Genomic DNA, 18,933 nt, shown 5'->3' with positions numbered 1-18,933 from the left:
GCGGGTACGTACTGATGCCGGTGATGAACGAGCGGGGTCTCTTCTTCCGCTATGCCCTCCTTCCCGGGAACGCCCGGGAGACCTGGGGGAGGGAGCTGGTAGCCGACCTGCCCGCGGTCTTGGGGGACCGGGGCTTCCGGTGGGTTCAGGGGGTCCAGACGCCTCCCTACCGGCTTAGGGGAGGGAAGGTGGTGGAGACGGGGTGGCAGGATTGGATGGGGAGGGTGCGCAACTGGATCGAGACCCGGTTCAGTGTAATGGTGCGGTCATTGAGGTTGCACAGGGTAGAAGCCCGCTCCTACTGGGGGCTGGTGGCTCGGGTCAACCTCATCCTTCTGGTGCACAACCTCATTCGCAGCCGCATCCTCTTGAAGATGGCCGGGGTGGAGTTATGAGGTAGCACACGAAGGTATTACCTATTAGTGGTAATAAGGTACCTTATACAGCACCTATCTTTGGGGAGGCCAAATCTGACTTTCGCATTGCTCGCGGAAGTTTCAGTTTTGAAGATGCTTTGAGAAGGTTTTATAATGCGAAGCAGACCGAATAGGTGTCCTGGAAAGCATTATGAACTCGAGCATTTCCTACCTACCGTTTCTAGTCGCTGTTTTTACCGGCTTGATGATTGCTCTATTGGGCCCTATCAATGCTTTGCTTCAACATAAGGCTGGACCTTGGGGCCTCTCCACTGTGGTTCACGTGGTCGGCTTAACAGTTGCTGTGCTGGGAATGTTACTCTACCAACGTAGTAGCTTCTTAGGGTGGGCGCTCGAGCCCTCCATGCGTGTGGGATTGTTGGTCGGAGCAATGCTAGGCCTTTTGACCACCGCTTTTCTGCTCTCCAGGGGCCTCCAGCAAGGATTGCCCTGGTACAGCTACCTTGGCGGATTGATCGGACTACTGGTGGTACTCGGGACGGTGTACTCCATTCAGCATCTGGGGGTAGCCAACGCCATGACTATCATTCTGACCAGTCAGATCGCCACTGCAGCAGTAGTGGGGCATCTGGGCCTACTGGGCTTAGCCGCCAACCCCATTTCCTTACTTAAGATGATTGGGCTAGGGGTGATGGTAGCAGGGGCTGTCGTGGTGGTGAGGAATTAATGGATCCCCGCCTCAAGCGCCTCATACAGGGACAAGGCCCGCTCTACGTCGCTACATTCCTATTCGAGCACACGGGTCGCTACTACGGCGCTCGCATTGAGCACGCTTGCTTCCAGGGGCTGCGGGAAGGGCTAGAAGCCTTGGGTCTGCACCCAGAAGGCCCTCTCACCTTCCTTCCCTACCGCGACTCCAACGGCGTGGTGGTACCTCAGCCTGGCGAGAGCCTAACACAGGCCATCTACCGCATCGACACCGAGCGTATACGAAACTCCTTCGCACTGCTGGCCCCTATTTACCACACCCAGTACGATGGTGGGATCTCCTTCGAAGTGGGATACGCTGCTGGGATCGGTCTGCCAGTTATCCTTCTGCTGAGCAACTATTTCCAGTACAAGCACGATCATATCGCCGAACCCCAGCGCCTACCGCCTTTGCTGGAACTGTTGGCTGACGATGTGTTATGCGAAGGCGACTTCCCTTTCTCTGGTCTTGATCCAGACCCCCAGTCCTATCGTGAACTCATCGAAGCCGCCTTCGAGCGCATTGAGCGACGGGTAAGAGAGGTAGTTCGTGAATTGGTACTGAACTACCCTGGGCAGCGGGTGGTTCCAGACCCTCCAGCGCGTCCGGGCTACGCTTTCCTCGAGTTCGGCGGCGGGGAGTACGAGTACCAGTTGATTATGGCGGAGCGAGCACAACGGGAGCTCGAAGCGCTGGGTTGGCACGTGGAGACCGCTCGGCGCTACGAAGCTAATAGCAACGATTCCCTGCGCTTGGGAGCCGAACAGGACTTCCAGAACGCCGTCACGAGCGAGTTAATAGTTACCTTTGGTGACGGCCCCGACATGAACCCCGAGAGCGGTGCTATACAGGGCTACTTGAGGGCGCTAGGGCGAAAGGTAGTACTGTATTGCTCAAGCACTACTCGTCTCTATGTCGGACCTGAGTACGACATGCGTCGCAATCTCATGCTCACACACTCGGCAGACCAGGTTGTTCTTCGCCTGGCCGACCTAGCCAGCGCCGTAGGTTCCCCTGCACTGTGACATTTTATTTTTCGCACAAGCCCCCTACAGCGAACTCTCCTGGCTAAACTGAGGGGCAAATGGAACCCGCCACCCCCCTCAAGCTGGCCGAAGTGCGCGGTAGGAAAGCAAAGGCGAACTCTGAACTCGAGGCGGTGATCCGGGAGACCGCCAAGCTCTGGCGCAAGGCCCACCTGGACTACGACCAGAGCAAGTATGTGGTGGAGCGGGTGCGCCGCCTGCTGGACCTTTCCCCGCCCACCAAGCGCCGCCGGGTGGTGGAAAGGCTTTCCCCGGAAGAGGTCGAACGGTTGCTGGGGGCGGCCTACCGCATGAACCCCCGCAAGCCGGTCTTTGGCCTGATGCTCAAGACCCTCTTCTACACCGGAGTCCGGGTGAGCGAGTTCGTCCACCTGCGGGCTCAGGATGCCCACCTGGACGGGGAGGCCCCCTACATTTACGTCCACAAGGCCAAGAAGGACTCGGTGCGCTACGTGCCCATCCTGCCCGCCCTGGCACAGGAGCTCCGGGTGCATCTGGCGGGCCGGGCGCGGGGCTACCTCTTCGAGTCCAACCGCCACGACCGCTACTCGGCTCGGGCCGTCCAGAAGCTCATCCAGGCTGCGGCACAGGAGGCGGGCATCCAAAAGCGGGTCTATCCCCATCTGCTACGGCACTCGGTGGCGCAGACCCTCCTCGACCGGGGGATGCCCCTCGAGCAGCTTCAGAAGTTCCTGGGGCACCAGGACCCCAAGACCACCCAAATATACGCTGAGAGTTCGCTCGAGCAGGTCGGGGAGAGTTACCGGCGGGTGTGGGGTTGAGAGTAGCTGAGTGTGTTAATACCCATAGACATATCGGTTTATCCGTGTTAAGGTTACGGCGTAATGGCCAACGTCGGCACTGCAATCGAGTGGACGGATGCCACCTGGAACCCTACCACCGGATGCAATAAGGTCAGCCCAGGGTGCAAACACTGCTATGCTGAGCGCATTACCGAGCGCTTCTCGCAGCATTTCCCCCAGGGATTCCGCTTCACCCTGCACCCCGAGCGGCTACAAGAGCCCTACCGTTGGAAGAAACCAAGGCGGGTCTTCGTCAACTCGATGAGCGATCTTTTCCACGAGCAGATGCCCATTTCCTTCCTGCTCGAGGTCTTCCGGGTGATGCGCGAGACCCCTCAGCACACCTACCAAGTTCTCACCAAGCGGCATAAGCGCCTGCTAGAGCTTGACCCCCTGATCGACTGGCCCGAGAACGTCTGGATGGGCGTTTCAGTAGAGAACCAGAAGTACACGTCGCGGGTGGACTTTCTTCGTCAAACAGGGGCAAAGGTCAGGTTTCTCTCCTGCGAACCTCTTCTAGGGCCGCTGGAGCTGCACCTCGAAGGCATCCACTGGGTAATTGTTGGGGGCGAAAGCGGCCCTGATCACCGCCCTGTAAACCCCACCTGGGTGCGCTCTGTCCGGGATCAGTGCCAGAGCGCCGGAGTCCCCTTTTTCTTCAAGCAGTGGGGCGGTAGGACACCAAAGAGTGGGGGCAGGTTACTGGATGGCCGTACCTGGGATGAGTTTCCGCAAACCGACTCACTCACCGAACCGCAAGCCCGGTTGCACAGGGTCAGTCTCAATACGACTGAACACCGCGTTGGCAATTTGCAAAGCGATCTTGTTCTTTGAGTGGAAGGCCAGGACGTGCATGGGTGCGTTATTGCTGTTCCTAGCTACGGTCACCAATCCGGTTCCATTCAGTCCCAACCCTCTCATCCGGTCGCGGTAAGCCTCGGTAAATGCCTCAAACCAGGACTGCCCTGGCTTTTGCCGCACGTTCTGCCACGAAGCGTCTCCGAAGAACTCATCCAAAGTATGGGGGTGGTTTTTCCTGGCTCGGTTAGCTCCGCTGCTGCTGATCAGGATAAAGATATCTGCTTTTTCCCGCCCGGCAATTTTTTCGACTGTAGTCCACCTGAGTTCGAGGCCGAAGGGATCCAGAAAGAACAGCGTGGGTGCTCTTGGGTGAATCTGCTGCAAGATATTATCCACTAGGAAGTTAAAATCGCCTCGATAGAGGTGGATACCTCTAAGACCGGGATCGCGCTCCCGGAGATTCCGCTCGAGTTCAGTGTACGAACTGCGATTTTCTTCAACAAAAAAGAAGCTGGTGAACTGGGGATGTTGAATGGCCAACAATGGTGATCCTTCGACCAGGCTGCCGTCTGTCTGCTGGTTGTACCCTGGCCCGGCGAACCCATCCACGTAATGGCGAGACAATGCCTTTTGGGTAGCCTTGACGAAAGCGGGCAAATACTTTTTCAAAAACCCCAGCTTCTTCAAGGTCCAAGGATGGGCCTTGGGATACTCCATGAATTTCAGGATAGCAAAAAATGAACGGCTTCTATCCGAAATTGCACGTTATCATTGACTCTACATTATGGTACCCGAGAAGCTTCTCCTTACCACACCGAACCTCATCGAAGAGCGCCTCGAGGCCCTCCGCGAACTCTTCCCTGAGGCCTTCAAGGAGGGGAGGCTCGACCTGGAGACCTTCAAGCTGCTGCTCGGCGAGAGGGTGGAAACGGGGCGGGAGCGCTACGGGCTGTCATGGGCCGGGAAGTCCGAGGCCATCCGCGCGGTGCAAATCCCCAGCAGCGGGACCCTGCGGCCCAGGCGGGATCAGTCCGTAGGCTTCGACACCACCGAGAACGTGATCATCGAGGGGGATAACCTCGAGGTGCTCAAGCTGCTGCAGCAGGCGTACCACGGCAAGGTCAAGCTGATCTACATTGACCCCCCGTACAACACCGGCAATGACTTCGTATACCCCGACGACTTCCGGGAGGGCGTCCGGCAGTACCTTCGCTTCACCGGGCAACTCTCCGAGGATGGGGTCAGGCTGACCACCGCACCCGAAGAAGGAGGACGAATCCACAGCAGGTGGCTGTCCATGATGTACCCCCGGCTGCAACTCGCCCGAAGCCTCCTGCGGGACGACGGGGTGATTTTCGTCAGCATTGACGACCATGAGCTGCACAACCTCCGGGCGATCATGGACGAGATTTTCGGGGAGGAGAACTTCCTCGCCACCGTTCTTTGGCAGAAAAAGTATGCCCCCTCGAATGACACCACCGATTTTTCCTACACCCATGACTATCTGCTCTCCTACGTGAAGTCTCGCCGGTTCAACGAGCAAGGGAAAGCCGTGGCGACGCTCAAACGAATGGAGCGCACGGAAGAGCAGAACCGGCTTTATAAAAACCCTGACAATGACCCCAGAGGGCCGTGGATGTCGGATAACTACACCTGTAACAAAACTTCCGAGCAGCGGCCCAACCTTTACTATCCGATCATTCATCCCAAGACCGGCAAGGAGATATGGCCGAGCCGAACTGCCGTTTGGCGCTACAGCAGAGAAAGGCACGAACAAAATGTTAGAGAAGGCCGTGTCTGGTGGGGGCTGAACCAAGAAAATGAAACACCCCGCTATAAGCGCTACTTGAGTGAGGTTGCAGGGGTAGTGGCCGATACTTGGTGGGAGCATACCGACGTCGGGCACACCGACGAAGCGAAGAAGGAGTTCAAATCGCTGTTCGGGGAGGACGCCGACGCCTTCGATACGCCCAAGCCGGTGAGGTTGCTCAAGCGGCTGCTTCAGCTCGCTACCGAGCCCGATGCCGGGGATATCGTCCTTGATTTCTTCGCGGGGTCAGGCACGCTGGGTCAGGCCGTGCTGGAGATGAACCAGGAGGATGGGGGCAACCGGAGGTTCGTTCTCGTCCAGCTACCCGAACCCACCCCCAACCCCAATTACCCGACCATCAGCAGTGTGACGCGTGCCCGAGTACAAAAAGCCGCGGAGCGCATCAGGTCGGGGGACGCAAAATCAGCAGTTCGGCTCCTAGAGCCGGACGGCCAGGATTTAGGCTTCAGAGCCTTCAGTCTGGACACTAGCAACTTCAAGCTGTGGGACGGCGAGGCCGAGGACATCCAAGGCCAGCTCGAGGCGCTCGTGGATAACCTCGTCGAGGGGCGCACCCAAGAGGACGTGCTCTTCGAGCTGTTGCTCAAGGCCGGTCTGCCTCTATCCTCGAAGATTCAGGAACAGGAGATCCAGGGACAAAAGGTGTACTCGGTGGCGGAGGGGCAGTTGCTGGTCTGCCTCGAGCGGCCCATCCGGGCCGAGACCCTGCGGGCGATGATGGCCCTGGAGCCTAAGCCCCTTCAGGTGGTGTGCCTGGACGTGGCCTTCTCGGGCGACGACGCGCTCAAGACCAACATCGCCCTGGAGATGCGGGACCGGGGCATCCGCTTCCGCACGGTGTAAACATGAAGATCAAGTTCGAGAGCGACCAGGAGTACCAGCTCGAGGCCGTCCAGGCAGTGACTGGGGTATTCGAAGGGCAACCCTTGAGCGAGGGGCTCTACACCGTGAAGATGGAGTCCGACGAGCTCTATGGCATCGCTGCCTACGCCAACCTACTGCTGCTCAGCCCGGAGGCCCTGCTGGAGAACGTCCGCCAGGTGCAAGAAGCAAACGGGCTTGAGCCGAGCGAGCGGCTCGAGGCTATCGAGATCCCCGATAGCGGCATCGCGCTCAACTTCTCGGTAGAGATGGAGACCGGGACTGGCAAGACCTACGTCTACCTCCGCACCATCTACGAGCTGCACCGCCTCTACGGCTTCAAGAAGTTCATCGTCGCCGTGCCCAGCGTCGCCATCCGGGAGGGGGTGCTCTCGAATCTGCGCCTCACCAAAGATCATTTCGACACCCTCTACGGCAACGTGCCGGTGGACTACTGGGTCTACGACTCCAAACAGGTCTCACGGCTGCGCTCCTTCGCTACCGAGAACACCCTGCAAATCCTTATCATCAACATTGATGCCTTCAACAAACCGAGCAACAACGTGATCTTTCTCCCCAACGATCGGCTTTCGGGCTTCTGCCCCATCGAATTCATCCGGGCGGCGCACCCGATCGTCATCGTGGACGAGCCGCAGAACTTCGAGAGCAACCTGGCGAAACGAGCCCTGGCGAGCCTGAATCCCCTCTGCACGCTGCGTTACTCAGCCACCCACCGCAACCCCTACAACCTGCTCTACCGGCTCGACCCGGTACGGGCCTACGACCTCGGGCTGGTCAAGCAGATCGAGGTGACGTCGGTGCTCGAGGAGGAGAACTTCAACATTCCTCACCTGAAGGTGAGGGAGGTAAAAGCTACCAAAAGCAGAATCGGCGCAAAAGTTGATCTCGATGTGTGGGATGGGAAAGCCACCAAGCGCAAATCCGTGACCCTCAAGCAGGGATCTGACCTCTACGAACTGTCGGGCCAGCGAGAACCGTACCGGGGCTACGTGGTGGAGGAGATCGACGCGGGCTTCAAGTACGTGAGCTTCGCCAACGGGGTGCGTCTGGAGGAGGGACAGGAACAAGGAGTCAACGCTGATGACCTGATGCGGGCGCAGATCCGCGAAACCGTGCGGGAACACCTGAACAAGGAACTTACCGTCTCACGGCTGCCCGAGGGCCAGCGGCTCAAGGTACTGTCCCTGTTTTTCATTGACCGGGTGGCGAACTATCGGGGCGAAGACGCCAAGTTCCGGCGCTGGTTCGAGGAGGCCTACTGCGAGTTTTCCGCGCTCCCGGCCTACGCCTCCTTGAAACTTCCCCCGGTGGAGCAGGTGCACGGGGGCTACTTCGCTGAGGACAAGACAGGCTGGAAGGATACCTCGGGTAATACCCAGGCCGATGAAGAGGTCTACGAGAAAATCATGCGCGACAAGGAGCGTCTTTTGTCGCTGGAGGAGCCCTTGCGCTTCATCTTTAGCCACTCGGCCTTGCGCGAGGGCTGGGACAATCCCAACGTGTTCCAGATCTGCACGCTCAACGAGACCCAGTCTGAGGTCAAGAAACGCCAGGAGATCGGGCGGGGCCTGCGCCTACCGGTGCGCGAGAACGGGGAACGATCGTTTGACGCCCGGATCAACCGGCTGACCGTCATCGCCAACGAGAGCTACAAAGACTTTGCCAAAGCCCTGCAAACCGAGATCGAGGAGGAGACCGGCATCGCTTTTGGGCCGCATCGCATCAAAAACAGCCGCGAGCGGCGCACCCTCAAACTCAAGAAGGGCTGGGAGCTCAACGAGGACTTTCGTGCCCTCTGGGAACGGATCAAGCACCACACCCGCTACCGGGTGGAGTTCGACACCGAGAACCTGGTGACGCGGGCCGCCAAAGCCATCCGGGAGATGCCGAAAATTGAGCGCCCGCACTACCGTATCGAGAAGTGGCGCATTGTCCGGCTTGGCAAAGACCTCGATACCGAACTCGCCAAGGTTAACACCGAAGACCTGGACTTCCGCCCTGTCGTCCCTGACCTGCTGGCTTACCTCCAGCGTGAGACCGAGCTGACACGTGGTACCCTGGCCCGCATCCTCAAGGAGTCGGGGCGGCTGGTGGATGCCAAGGTGAACCCCCAGCAGTTCATCGACCTGGCCCTGGCTGCCATCAGAAACACCCTCGAGGAGCTGATGGTGGAGGGCATCAAGTACGAGCGGCTCGAGGGAGAGGCCTATGACATGATGCTCTTCGAGAGCGAGGAACTCATCGGCTACCTCGACAAAATCATAGATGTGGAGCGCTCCATCTACGATGGGGTGATCTACCAGTCGGAGGTTGAGCGTAGCTTCGCTGAGGCCCTGGACAAGCGCGAGGACGTAAAGCTCTTCGTCAAGCTCCCCGACTGGTTCGAGATAGATACCCCGCTGGGCGAGTACCGCCCCGACTGGGCCTTGGTCATGGTAGATGGCGAGCAGGAAAAGCTCTATTTCATCTGCGAGACTAAGGGCAGCAAGGATCCAACCAAGCTACGTATCAGCGAGCGCCTCAAGGTCGAGAGCGGCAGGGCCCATTTCCGGGCGCTCGAGGTCCCTTATGTCGTGGAGACCTCCGCAGCCGAACTGAGCCCTGAGCGTGTAAAGCCAGTTTCGCAAAGGGTATCTATGACAAATAATGGGTGATGCCATCTGCTTCTGGGTCTAGTAGCTCACCGGAACCCAGTACATCCTACTTCCCGGCGAACCCGTGCCAGCTCACTGGCAGGTAGGCGGGCTTCCAGTTCATTCTCCCAGCGAGAAAGCCAGCCGCAAAGCACAGCAGGTGGACAAATCCCTCGGGAATGGAGCTCAAGAACCGCCCAAAGGCTGCCGTGGACAGCGACCTGGTTCTCCGCACAAGCCTTGCGCAGCCGCCCATCATTGGAGAGGAGCGTATGGCCGTTAGTGCAACAGTAATGAAGGCACAGGGCATCGGCCAGCGATAGCCCTGCCTTCTTCAGGACTCTCGCCTCCGAAAACCACGTTTCCTGAACCCGCACAACCCTTACGCCCAACGCGCTGACCTGCGGCTCGGTTAGGTCATCCACTTCAGCCAGCACAACATCGAGTACTTCCAGGGTTCCCAGCTTCACCAGAGAGTCCAGACCCCCGACGTTGGCGAAATCGATAAGGATGTTGGCGTCGGAAAGCAGGATCATGGGGATTGTTAAAGAGCACTAACACCGTTCGACGACCAGAGGGCGGCCCGCTTGCGGATATATTCAATCGGAACCCCCAGCACTTCCGCAGCCCGAGAGGCGCTCACGACACCGAGGGAGAGGGCCTGGAAAACCAACCGCTCAAGCCGTGACTTGGGCAGTACCTGGCTTTGGTCATCCTTAAAGTCCGGGTTGTAGAACTCGCGCCGCAGCTCGAGCGGCTCCTTATCTTTTCCGAATCTCTTGTTCAACACACCGATCTGCTGGCCACATTGCTTACGGGAAATGATGCCGACCTGTTCGGCACGGATCAGGACGGTTCGCATGCTGACGCTGTAGCGCAGCTTGAGGTCAAGCAGCATGGCCTCGGGGATCCAGTGGTTGCGGAAGGCGTGGAGTTCCCGCTCGAGCACTTCACGCGGTAGCAGCACCGCCCCGGCCAGGTGGTTGGCGAGTTTCTCCCTCAACCCCGCAGCCACAGCCTTTTCAGGGTGCAGGAAGTCCTGACGATGACAGATGAGGTGGGCCAGCTCATGCAGAGCGGTGAAGAACTGCCGCTCAACCGGGTGATTTTCGTTGATGATGATGACCGCCCCCAGCGACTCGGTGTAGGCCGAGAACCCGCTCACGTGGGCGGGCAGTGGGGTGAGGAGAACCTTCAAACCCCGTTCCTCAAGCCGGGCAATCACGTCCCCCAAAGGAGCGTGTTCTACCCCAAGGAAGTCCCGCACCTCACCCGCGTAGCGCTCCACCGCGTGCGGATCATATGCCTCTACCGGCATCTGGGGTGGCGATACGGCGACCTCACCGATCTCCCGCTCGATCTCCGCGTAGGCCAGGGCCCGTTTGAGAACCAGAGCCCTGAGCGCAGGGGTAAGAACCCCTGCCTCATCGGCCCTGAACAACAGGGTCGGCTCCTCAGCATTTTGTTCAAAGAAAACCTCGAGTGGAACGCCTAGAGCTTGGGCTATAGCAGCCAACTGCCCAATAGATGGCATGCGCTCACCCTTTTCCCAGACCGCGATGGTCTGCCGGGTCACCCCAACCTTGTTACCCAGATCGGTTTGACTTAGACCCCGCTGTTCGCGGAGTGGCTGAATGTAGCCGACGTTCATCATAGAAAGCCCCTTACCTTACGTGCCTTCTTAACGTCCGAGAGGCAGTCGGTGGTCACCAACCTGCTCACAGTGCAGACGTAGGGCGTGCGGGGATCTTACTCGGATTGGGACAGCGCCGATGCGGCCAAACTCTTGGCGATGTCGCTGGACTTCGGATTACTGAGCACCTCTGAGGCCAGGGAGGCGATCTCAGCGCTGGTCTTGCTGTTGTCACCGGTTTGAGCCAGAACGCTGGCGGCCAGGGATTTAGTCACCCGGCTAGTCCGCCCATCATCCAACGCCTTTGCGGCCTTAGTTGCCATTGAAGGGCTGGTGCGTTTACCTGCCATAAATCTGTACCTCTTTTCAAAGAATACGATGGATGTTAATTTATGTCAACAATTTTACTAGGCAATATTCATCATAAATGTAAACTACACGAGAGACTGAAGAATGATCAACCCCCCTTCCGCACACTCTCCCCCTCGGGATTGAGCCGAATCACCTCTGGCAGCGGTTTGCCTTCAGCCACAGCCTTGGGCAACCCCTTGAGCCGCTCCAGCACCTTCCAGGGGATGTACTTGTGCTCGCCCTCCACAATCACCCTGGGGTAGGTGTAGAGTTCCCGCCCGATTCCCCAGACTGTGGCGGCTCTTTTCAAAGCCCCGCTGATCCCCCCCTTGAAAGGCTCCATGTCTGAAGCGCTTGCGCCGTCCTGCTTCTCCACCCACTCCCCGGTCTCCGGGTGCTTGATGGTAATGCCTGCGATGACCCCGTGCTCGTTGCCCACCTGGGCTGGGGCGTAGCGCACCTGCCAGCCGAAAGGCCCGAAGGCCCGGTCCAGCCGGGTCATGACGGCCCGAGCGTCAATGTAGGGAGCCAGGGTGGTGCTCCCGTTCTTCGACGAGATGATCTTCCACTCGATTTCGTCGGCGGTGAGAGGCGCGGTCAGGATGTTGATGGCTTCCATTACTTCCTCCTTGCAAGAAAAGCAAAGGGGTGGCTTCGGCCACCCCCTGCGGTTGCTCATGCAGCTTTAGCAGCCATTGTCCGAACCACAACCTTCTTTTCCCCCCGCTCGAGCAACACCGCTGCCAGCAGGTGCTTGCAGGCGTGCCCTTTGGCTGCGTCGGGGCAGGTGCAGGAGTTGCGCTCGAGATCCACCAGGTAGTTCTCGTTTCCCCGCACCACGTAGGTATGTGGGAGGCCCTCCACCCGGTGTACCCGCCCCTCCAGCAGAATACCCTCGGCCCGCTCCAGCCGGTTTAGAAAGCCCTCAATGCGCTCGCGGATGTTTTTCATGGCTTCACCTCAGACGAAGGCGCGGGGCGGCCTCTGCCGCCCCCTGGTTCACCCCTTGACCAGCAACGCCTTGATCATTTCAAAGCGGCTGCGGGCGATCTCGGCCTGGGCCTTGGCGCGGGTCAGGCGCTCCTCGGCCAGGCGTAGGTTCTGGTACTGCTCGGCCAGGAGGGTGCGGGCATGGGCCTCGCGCTCCTCGGCGTTCTTGCCCTGGATACGCCCCTCCAGGATGGCCTGGGCCCGTGCAATCTCCAGGGCCTCGCGGTAGCGGTCGCGGGCGATCTGGGCATCCCCCAGCTCGTCCAGCGCCTCCTCGTGTTCCTTGAGGGTATCCTCCAGGTCTACCAGGCGGGTGGGCACCAGGCGCCGCCGGAAGTGGCTCACGAAAAAGTCGTAAAGGTCACCCGAGACCCGGTTCAGATCGTCGGCCTCCTCGTCGGTGAGCAGGGCCAGGTGGGTGGCGTTCTCTACAGTTTCAGATTTCAGGTCGAGCGCATAAATCTTGCTCATGCAGCCTCCTTTTCGATAGACATGACCAGTTGCTCGATGGGGACATGGAAAACCAGATCCCCTTTGGGCGTGAGCAGGGTGGCGTGGGTGGGCCAGTCCCACTCAGGGTCGCGCACCACGTCCAAAACCTCAGCGGGCCAGGGGTGGATGACTCTGGCACCGGGGCCGATCTGCCAGGGGCGCAGGGTGGCCTCGAAGAGTTGCAGGTCGCTCAGGTTGCAGTACCAGGCCGCCCCCTGTTGCCAGAACACCCAGCTACCCTCCTCCTGGGGTGAGGGGTTAGGCAGCGGCCAGGCGATGCCAACCGCCCCCAAAGGGGGATTCAGGCTGCCTTCTCGAATCCAGCAGGCACGAAAAGCGCTCATTTTTCCTCCTCAATCGTCCTATGGGGCCCCTCAAGGGCCCCCTGGTTCAGGAACGCCTATCCGGCCCTTGCACCTCCGCCACCAGCCCACCCCGGATGCGCGATAGCACGGCCTCGCCCACCTCGCCCAGCCGTGTGGCAAAGGCTTCCGGGGCCAGGTTGGAGGTGAGGATCAGGTCGTAGCGGCCTGCGCTGGCCCCCTCCACCAGGGCGTAGAGGCGTTCGGCACTGAAGGGGGAGAGCCGGCACTTGCCCCCGTCATCGAGCACCAGCCGCTCATAGGTGGGCAAGGCCCCCTCTCCGACGGCGGCCAGCCGCTCCTCGGCCAGAAAGTCCAGCTCGCTCCTGAAGCGCACGAAACGCCCTTCAGCGGCGATCTTCCCGGCCAGGCGCAGGGCCAGGTGGGTCTTCCCTACCCCCGGCGGTCCGAAGAGGTAAAGGATGCCTCCGGTGTAGCTTCGCACCGCCTCCAGCGCGGCCCGGTTGCCCTGGTGCCCCTCTACGGGCTTTTCCAGGTAGTCCCTGTACTTCGGGTAGCCCTCCAGGTCAGTCCGCAGCAGCCGGGGAGCGGTGTAGCGCCGCCAGGTCTTGAGCAAGGCGGCCTGGTAACGCTCGGGCTCGAGGTAGCCACAGTCGCAATCGTGCTCGATCTGGCTGGGCCGGGCGAAGGTATACCCGCTCAGGGCCGCCGCCCCGCACAGCGGGCAGGGGGGCAGGCCGGGGTCGGTGGGGTTTTCCTGCCCCCGCTTGCTCTTCACCGTTTCCAGCAAGGGGGCAAGATTCAGAACCGCTCGCCGGTGGGTGTCCATACTTTCTCCTCCTTGTGCGCTTTTTGCGCCGGGTGCGGCGCAATAGAGGCCAGCACCTTAGCCGCATAGCTCAGGGGGTTCTCCACTCCTCGCTTCCTGACCTCCAGCAGCACCTTTTGCACCTCGGCATCCCCCAGGCGCTCGAGGGCCTCCGCAAACTCCCCAAGCCAGGCCAGGGTGGTGGGGATTCTCCTCGGAAGGGGAAGGCCCTCGGCCAGGTTCAGCAGTTCCAGCAGGCTCTCTTTGTGCTGGTGGGCCAGCTTCTGGATCAGGGGGTTCTGCTCCTTGCGAGCCCGAAACAACAGCCCCGCCCGCCAGCCGCCAAGCGCCTGGGCCAGGGTTCCGGCGGGGTCAGGGTAGGCGTGACGTTTTGTCACCGGATTTTGGCGTTTTTCCTGTGACATTTTGTCATGCCCAATCCGCTTTTTCACAGGGGGTTTTTCCGCTCCTGCACGCAAAGCGGTGTGACATTTTGTCACGGGGTTTTCTTCGATTCGCTGTGACATTTTGTCACGCCGAATCCGGTGCATTGCTTGCCGCCGGGCCTCCTCTTTCCCCAGCGGAAAAGCCCTGGGGTCTTCCCCCAGGGCCTCCCACAGCAAGAGCCCGTCCTTGAGGGAGAGCCGCTCGAGCAACCCCTTCAGGCGGCCCGCCTCAAGCCGATACCAGCGTTTCGTCCTGGGCATGTTCGGCCAGGGCCAAAAAGCCCTCCTCCGAGAGAGGCTGCTGCCAGAGCCGGGTGGCCTCTTCCCCCACCGCCACCGGCACCACCCGCTGCCGCTTGCGGCCTGGGAAAATCACGGCGATCTCAGGCCGCCCGTGATCCGGGGCTTTCTCCAGGTACGAAATCCTGATCTGCTTGAGTTGCAAGTACCGCATCCTCCACCTCCACCAGTCCGCTCCCGCCACAGAACGAGCATCGAACACACTCCTCGCTGGGCAGGTAGTTGCCAAACGCACTGCTGTAGTAGCCGGGGCCGCCCACATAGACCAGATAGCCCTCGCCCCCGCATTCCGGGCAGACTTCCTCTCGCATATCTCACCTCGGAAGAAGGAAAGGGGCGGCAAAAGCCGCCCCCTGGTTCAACTTTCAGCCGCCATTTCCTCGATCCTGCTGTGGAAATCCTGCAAACGCTCAAAGAGCGAGTGCTCCTCGAGGGTCATCTGCTGATCCACGGCCTCGGTGATGAAGTCCCCCAGCTTCCACAGGGCATCGGCCTGGAACTCCGGACTCTCGGCCTTGAGCCGCTCGAGCACCCGGATCAGAACCTCGATGTTTTTCAGGTTGTTCATGCAGGCTCCCTTCGCAGCCGCTCCATGATCTCCCGCTCCTTGGGGGTGAGTGGCAGGTCATCCAGGGGCTTCAGGCGGGGGCGGGGTTGAGGTTTTGGGGCTTTAGCCACCTGTCCACCCAGAGCCGGCAATTTCAGCGCCGCCTCCACCGTCTTTCGAGGGGCCCGGATGCCCCTCGAGGCCAGCAGCAACCGGGCCTGGGCCACGGTCAGGTGGGTGCCATCAAACAGCCGGGACAGGCAGTCCCGCAGAGCAATGGGGTCGTTTATCCGTCGCATCAATCCTCCTTCCTTCAGGCGAGGGCGTAGTACAGTTCCCACTGGTAGGTGTCTTTGCCGTAAACCTTGCTGTAGGCCAGGCCGATGTGGTCGGGGTACTCGGGGTCGCTGTCTACCACCCGGAACCAGTGAATGAGCGGGCGGTAGTAGCTCCCGAACGGGTTTTTGCGGAGTGCAGCCTGCTCGTCGTACCGTTCCTTCAAGGCTTGCCTACTTGCGGTAGAGCCTTACCCGTGTTTGCAAGGACCCCAACGCTTCCTCCAGCACCCCCAGTTGAGGAAATCGCCCTGAATGATCATCATTTCGAGCACCGAATCCTCTACGGCATAAAGCCGGTTGTTCAAAACGATCAGTCCCATATTCCTCCTATTTCCACCCGCGCATCATCTCCACCGCCCGATCCAACCGTTGCAGCAGGTTTTCCAGCCGCTCCCGGCGGGTGTTGAACTCCCCCATCAGGCGGCGGTAGCGTTCAGGCTGGATCATTCCCTCGGGGGGACTCCAGCCCTTCCCCAGGTAGCGCTCGAGCTTCTTACCCTCCTTGTGCTCGATCAGGTAGGGGTATGGCCCGTGCAGGGCCCCGCGAGCGCAGCGGCAACCCTCCTTGCCGCAGGACTTCTTCTTCCAGACCACCCGCATCGGCAACAGGCCCTCCAGCCGGGCCTGGGCTTGCTCGAGGTCGCGCTGGGCCTCCTCGATGCGGGCGAGGAGGTTATCCAGCGCCCGCACTGCCCGCTCCCGTTCTTGCCCCAGTTCCAGTCCCATGTGTTCCTCCAAGGGGGCAAGAATCAGGCCGCTTTGCGCTGCATCTGCTTGAGCCGCTGCAACAAGGCCAACAGCACCGGGGACACCCGCCCGCTGGCCTCGATCTCAAACTCCCCTACCTGCTCGATCCAGCCATAGTATTGGTGCTCTTTGAGAAGCTCGAGCAGGGCTTTGAGTTCGTGCGGGGAAAGCTCGATCTGCATATCACTCCTCCCGTAACGCTGCCCGCAACCGGGCCCCACGGGTGCCCATCCGCTTCTGACGCTTGTCGCCATGAGTCTGGGTAGCCCGCCCCAACCCCCACTCGTGCCCACGGGCAAACTTGAGCCGTTGCTTCTTCGCCATGCTCATCACCTCGGAAGAAGGAAAGGGGCGGCCTCTGCCGCCCCCTGGTTATTTCGCCCGGTAATACGTGGTGTGGTACTGGAAGTCCGGGCCCTCGTCGAACTCGTAGCAGGTGACCTCTGCGTAGAGGCCATCCCCTAAATCCACAAAGAGGTTGATGACCCCTGGTACCTCCATTGAAAAGAGGATATTGACCTTTTCCAAGTCGAAGCCTTCTGGAACATCGTTCTCGCGGTGGCTTTGCACCAGGCCGCGCGACTCCAGAAATGCTTTCTTCTCGTTCAGATACGCCTCTTGCCTGCTTCTGTAGTCCAGATCCGCATAGTCCATCCACTTTGACATCCAAACCTCCTTTACCACTCGGCGGGTAGCTCCGGCCCCTCCAGGTCGCGCCACTCCACCGCCTCGTCGAAATCGGGCTCGTCCGGGGCTGCTTCAGCCCTGGGGTAGAGCCGCACTGCGGGGTCGCTGAGCAAGGGAGGCGTAAAGCGGCAGCCCCAGACCTCGCGGTACTCCCCGTCCTCGGCCCAGACCAGCAGGTGGGGCCACTCCGGGAGTTCGTCTCCCAGCCCCAGGTGCTCCAGCACCGGCTGCCGATCCTGCAAATCGCTCAGAAGCATGTAGCGGCTGTCCTGCAAATCTGCAACCTGCATATCTCCTCCTCAAAAGCAAGCCGGGGGCGGGAAACCGCCCCCTGGCTCCGCCGCAGTCCTACGCTGCGGCCAGGGCGATCTCGTGCCCCTGAATGCAGGCCAGAATCTCCCGCGCTGCCCGCATGATGCGCTCGAGGGAGCCCTCCAGCCCCTCCACCCCGCCCTGCCATTGCAGGATGTAGTCCCGGCTCCCCTGCATGGGCAGCCCGAGCTCCCGCCCTACCACGAAGGCAGTGGCCTCAGCCTCGAGCTCTTCCACCTGCGCTCCGCGCCTTGCTTCATCGAAGTGCAGCAGGGTGTGCGCCCACTCGTGCAACAGGGTCTCGGCCTTGGCGGTAGGGGACTGCACGCTGGCTAGAAAGATACGCTTCCCGTCGGTCTTTCCGAAAAACCCCTCCGGCATCAGTTGCTCCTCTACCGGAACCGGGCAGGCCCGCCGCAGCCGTCCGTACACCTCAGCCCCCTGGGGGTTGCGGTCTTTGATCTCCACCGGCTCACCTTCGGTCTGGGAGATGTCGAAAACATAGGCGGTGTGGAAGCTGACCAAACGCTGCACCACTCGCACCTCCCCGGTGATCTCGTCCACCCGCTCCTCCCGCTTCAGGGTCGGGGCCAGAATAGCAATCGCCCGCTCGCCCTTCTTAACCCGCCGCCCCAGTTCGTTCCAGCGCTTCAGGCCCGCAACCAGGGTGGCGTTGGGCTGCTGCATCAGGATCAGCAGGGTGTTATGGTAGCTGTAGCGGTGGAACCGTCCGGCCCTCTCCAGAAACGTTACCAGGCCTTGCGTATGCCCTTCTTTGAGTTGTGCGGCCAGTTGCTCCGTCCACCCCTTGATTTTCTCCATCAGCGCATCGGTTTTCATGGCTTCACCTCGCGCAAAGAGAGGGGGGCGGCAAAGGCCGCCCCCTGGTTCACCCACCCACTAGTCGGGCTTGCGCTGGTAGACCCCTCAAGCTCGAGCGCCCCCAGCGCGTAGCGGTGCCGATCCAGCAGTTGCAGCGCCACGCCGATGGGCAACCCCACCGAGGGGGGCCAGCCGTCCCAGCCCTGGCGGTAGTAGGCTTTGGCGGCGTCCTCCATCAGGGCCGAATCCTTTTCCAGGCTGGCGAGGGCCTCGAGGACAGCGGGCAGGGCGGGTGGGGGGTATTGCCAGACATATCAGCCCTCAAAACTCTATAGTGCCTTCCCGAATCCAGGTTTCAAGCTGATCTGGTGCGCCAAAGTCCTCGAGGATTTTCTGAAACTGTGCTCTGGAGAGATATTGCCAACTGGGATTATTGAAAAACACTTCATCCTCAAACGTAACGATGCTTGCCAGCTTGTCAGCACGGCTCCACTGAATCCATTGGATCTCCATCCCCCCCAACCCGCGAGAATCTAGCGCTAGACGCACCTGGTAGGCCACGCTATCAATGGTATTGGTCAGGCTTTCATCGTCATTTTCGTCCTGGTCGCGCAAGACCACCAGCACCTTCGAGCCTTCCCGGTACACATCTACATTACACCAGGCCTCATTCCTGTAAAGACTGATGTAAGTGAGTCTCGGATGCGAAGCTACTTTCATTGCCACCTCCAAAAAAGGGTAGTAAGGTGAGATTATCCCTGGGGGTAGTTGAAAGGGAGGCCCCTGTCAGCGCAGATTACGCTGTGTGAAAACAGAAAGACCTCCCATCGAAAGGTTAGCTTGTCCGATTGAAGGATGCAAACTACAAGGCCAGCAAGGCCAGGGCCTCAGTACACGACAAAACTTTGAAAACGGCTAAGAATAAGGGCCAGCCCCCGCCAGGAGGTGGCCCATGGAAGAGCATAAACGATTGGTTGAACTGATACGACCCCAGCAGGGCTTTGAGCTGTGCCAGT

28 protein-coding genes and 1 pseudogene are annotated in these 18,933 nt (G+C 60.2%); 7 read left to right on the top strand and 22 right to left on the bottom strand.

The window, feature by feature from the left end; genetic code table 11:
* The 5 genes and pseudogenes from J3L12_RS16820 to J3L12_RS15620 form a co-directional block, all read left to right on the top strand.
* A pseudogene (locus J3L12_RS16820) lies at positions 1–395 on the top strand (transposase); the annotation flags it as partial.
* Between the two features lie 172 nt (positions 396–567).
* Positions 568–1,104, top strand: coding sequence for a DMT family transporter (locus tag J3L12_RS17015; protein WP_279381151.1), 537 nt, complete (start codon positions 568–570; stop codon positions 1,102–1,104).
* A complete protein-coding gene (locus tag J3L12_RS15630; protein WP_208015981.1) occupies positions 1,104–2,150 on the top strand; it encodes a nucleoside 2-deoxyribosyltransferase in 1,047 nt (348 codons plus the stop codon). The genes J3L12_RS17015 and J3L12_RS15630 overlap by 1 nt, the downstream gene beginning before the upstream one ends.
* A 59-nt stretch (positions 2,151–2,209) precedes the next feature.
* Positions 2,210–2,953, top strand: coding sequence for a tyrosine-type recombinase/integrase (locus tag J3L12_RS15625; protein WP_208015980.1), 744 nt, complete (start codon positions 2,210–2,212; stop codon positions 2,951–2,953).
* 63 nt (positions 2,954–3,016) lie between these two features.
* A complete protein-coding gene (locus J3L12_RS15620; RefSeq protein WP_208015979.1) occupies positions 3,017–3,808 on the top strand; it encodes a phage Gp37/Gp68 family protein in 792 nt (263 codons plus the stop codon).
* On the opposite strand, the gene J3L12_RS15615 is transcribed toward J3L12_RS15620, so the two are convergent.
* The gene (locus tag J3L12_RS15615) at positions 3,716–4,492 is read right to left on the bottom strand and encodes a three-Cys-motif partner protein TcmP (RefSeq protein WP_208015978.1); all 777 of its coding nucleotides are present in this window, start codon (positions 4,490–4,492) and stop codon (positions 3,716–3,718) included. The genes J3L12_RS15620 and J3L12_RS15615 overlap by 93 nt on opposite strands.
* A gap of 67 nt (positions 4,493–4,559) precedes the next feature.
* Here J3L12_RS15615 and J3L12_RS15610 point away from each other — a divergent pair, with 67 nt between their 5' ends.
* The gene (locus J3L12_RS15610) at positions 4,560–6,449 is read left to right on the top strand and encodes a site-specific DNA-methyltransferase (RefSeq protein ID WP_208015977.1); all 1,890 of its coding nucleotides are present in this window, start codon (positions 4,560–4,562) and stop codon (positions 6,447–6,449) included.
* 2 nt (positions 6,450–6,451) lie between these two features.
* The gene (locus J3L12_RS15605; protein WP_208015976.1) at positions 6,452–9,142 is read left to right on the top strand and encodes a DEAD/DEAH box helicase family protein; all 2,691 of its coding nucleotides are present in this window, start codon (positions 6,452–6,454) and stop codon (positions 9,140–9,142) included.
* Between the two features lie 26 nt (positions 9,143–9,168).
* Here the strand turns inward: J3L12_RS15605 and J3L12_RS15600 are convergent, their stop codons facing one another.
* The 21 genes from J3L12_RS15600 to J3L12_RS15500 form a co-directional block, all read right to left on the bottom strand.
* Positions 9,169–9,657, bottom strand: coding sequence for a hypothetical protein (locus J3L12_RS15600; RefSeq protein ID WP_208015975.1), 489 nt, complete (start codon positions 9,655–9,657; stop codon positions 9,169–9,171).
* A gap of 8 nt (positions 9,658–9,665) precedes the next feature.
* Positions 9,666–10,775: a helix-turn-helix domain-containing protein gene (locus J3L12_RS15595; RefSeq protein ID WP_208015974.1), complete on the bottom strand. Its 1,110-nt coding sequence runs from the start codon at positions 10,773–10,775 to the stop codon at positions 9,666–9,668.
* A gap of 95 nt (positions 10,776–10,870) precedes the next feature.
* On the bottom strand, positions 10,871–11,104 hold the full coding sequence (locus tag J3L12_RS15590; RefSeq protein WP_119280559.1) for a hypothetical protein: 234 nt from the start codon (positions 11,102–11,104) through the stop codon (positions 10,871–10,873).
* Positions 11,105–11,211: 107 nt separating this feature from the next.
* Positions 11,212–11,724 (bottom strand): Rad52/Rad22 family DNA repair protein, encoded by a 513-nt coding sequence (locus J3L12_RS15585; RefSeq protein ID WP_208015973.1) that lies wholly within the window; start codon positions 11,722–11,724, stop codon positions 11,212–11,214.
* Between the two features lie 56 nt (positions 11,725–11,780).
* Entirely contained in the window at positions 11,781–12,056 is a 276-nt protein-coding gene (locus J3L12_RS15580) for an SWIM zinc finger family protein (protein ID WP_208015972.1), read from the bottom strand.
* Positions 12,057–12,104: 48 nt separating this feature from the next.
* A complete protein-coding gene (locus J3L12_RS16815) occupies positions 12,105–12,566 on the bottom strand; it encodes a hypothetical protein (protein WP_243455308.1) in 462 nt (153 codons plus the stop codon).
* Positions 12,563–12,931, bottom strand: a complete 369-nt coding sequence (locus J3L12_RS15570; RefSeq protein WP_208015971.1) for a hypothetical protein — start codon at positions 12,929–12,931, stop codon at positions 12,563–12,565. The genes J3L12_RS16815 and J3L12_RS15570 overlap by 4 nt, the downstream gene beginning before the upstream one ends.
* 46 nt (positions 12,932–12,977) lie before the next feature.
* The gene (locus J3L12_RS15565) at positions 12,978–13,739 is read right to left on the bottom strand and encodes an ATP-binding protein (protein WP_208015970.1); all 762 of its coding nucleotides are present in this window, start codon (positions 13,737–13,739) and stop codon (positions 12,978–12,980) included.
* Positions 13,712–14,425, bottom strand: a complete 714-nt coding sequence (locus tag J3L12_RS15560; protein ID WP_208015969.1) for a hypothetical protein — start codon at positions 14,423–14,425, stop codon at positions 13,712–13,714. The genes J3L12_RS15565 and J3L12_RS15560 overlap by 28 nt, the downstream gene beginning before the upstream one ends.
* Positions 14,394–14,618 carry a hypothetical protein gene (locus J3L12_RS15555; protein WP_208015968.1) on the bottom strand — a complete coding sequence of 75 codons (225 nt, stop codon included), beginning with the start codon at positions 14,616–14,618 and terminating at the stop codon, positions 14,394–14,396. Before J3L12_RS15555 ends, J3L12_RS15560 begins: the two co-directional genes overlap by 32 nt.
* A gap of 204 nt (positions 14,619–14,822) precedes the next feature.
* Positions 14,823–15,032: a hypothetical protein gene (locus tag J3L12_RS15550; protein WP_208015967.1), complete on the bottom strand. Its 210-nt coding sequence runs from the start codon at positions 15,030–15,032 to the stop codon at positions 14,823–14,825.
* A complete protein-coding gene (locus tag J3L12_RS15545; protein WP_208015966.1) occupies positions 15,029–15,310 on the bottom strand; it encodes a hypothetical protein in 282 nt (93 codons plus the stop codon). The genes J3L12_RS15550 and J3L12_RS15545 overlap by 4 nt, the downstream gene beginning before the upstream one ends.
* A gap of 14 nt (positions 15,311–15,324) precedes the next feature.
* Positions 15,325–15,513 (bottom strand): hypothetical protein, encoded by a 189-nt coding sequence (locus tag J3L12_RS15540; protein WP_208015965.1) that lies wholly within the window; start codon positions 15,511–15,513, stop codon positions 15,325–15,327.
* Between the two features lie 163 nt (positions 15,514–15,676).
* Complete coding sequence (locus J3L12_RS15535) at positions 15,677–16,075, bottom strand: DUF6788 family protein (RefSeq protein ID WP_208015964.1); 399 nt, start codon at positions 16,073–16,075, stop codon at positions 15,677–15,679.
* A gap of 23 nt (positions 16,076–16,098) precedes the next feature.
* Positions 16,099–16,278, bottom strand: a complete 180-nt coding sequence (locus J3L12_RS15530; protein ID WP_208015963.1) for a peptidylprolyl isomerase — start codon at positions 16,276–16,278, stop codon at positions 16,099–16,101.
* 1 nt (position 16,279) lies between these two features.
* The gene (locus J3L12_RS15525) at positions 16,280–16,420 is read right to left on the bottom strand and encodes a hypothetical protein (protein WP_208015962.1); all 141 of its coding nucleotides are present in this window, start codon (positions 16,418–16,420) and stop codon (positions 16,280–16,282) included.
* A gap of 48 nt (positions 16,421–16,468) precedes the next feature.
* The gene (locus J3L12_RS15520) at positions 16,469–16,762 is read right to left on the bottom strand and encodes a hypothetical protein (protein WP_208015961.1); all 294 of its coding nucleotides are present in this window, start codon (positions 16,760–16,762) and stop codon (positions 16,469–16,471) included.
* 11 nt (positions 16,763–16,773) lie between these two features.
* Positions 16,774–17,073 carry a hypothetical protein gene (locus J3L12_RS15515; RefSeq protein ID WP_208015960.1) on the bottom strand — a complete coding sequence of 100 codons (300 nt, stop codon included), beginning with the start codon at positions 17,071–17,073 and terminating at the stop codon, positions 16,774–16,776.
* A gap of 58 nt (positions 17,074–17,131) precedes the next feature.
* Complete coding sequence (locus J3L12_RS15510; protein WP_208015959.1) at positions 17,132–17,935, bottom strand: ArdC-like ssDNA-binding domain-containing protein; 804 nt, start codon at positions 17,933–17,935, stop codon at positions 17,132–17,134.
* Positions 17,932–18,153 (bottom strand): hypothetical protein, encoded by a 222-nt coding sequence (locus J3L12_RS15505; protein ID WP_208015958.1) that lies wholly within the window; start codon positions 18,151–18,153, stop codon positions 17,932–17,934. The genes J3L12_RS15510 and J3L12_RS15505 overlap by 4 nt, the downstream gene beginning before the upstream one ends.
* Positions 18,154–18,238: 85 nt before the next feature.
* The gene (locus tag J3L12_RS15500) at positions 18,239–18,637 is read right to left on the bottom strand and encodes a hypothetical protein (RefSeq protein ID WP_208015957.1); all 399 of its coding nucleotides are present in this window, start codon (positions 18,635–18,637) and stop codon (positions 18,239–18,241) included.
* Between the last annotated feature and the right edge of the window lie 296 nt (positions 18,638–18,933).

Source organism: Meiothermus sp. CFH 77666 (assembly GCF_017497985.1).
Classification (GTDB): Bacteria; Deinococcota; Deinococci; order Deinococcales; family Thermaceae; genus Meiothermus.
Note: the sequence above shows the minus strand (reverse complement) of the source record. Positions and strands in the feature narration are given on the sequence as shown.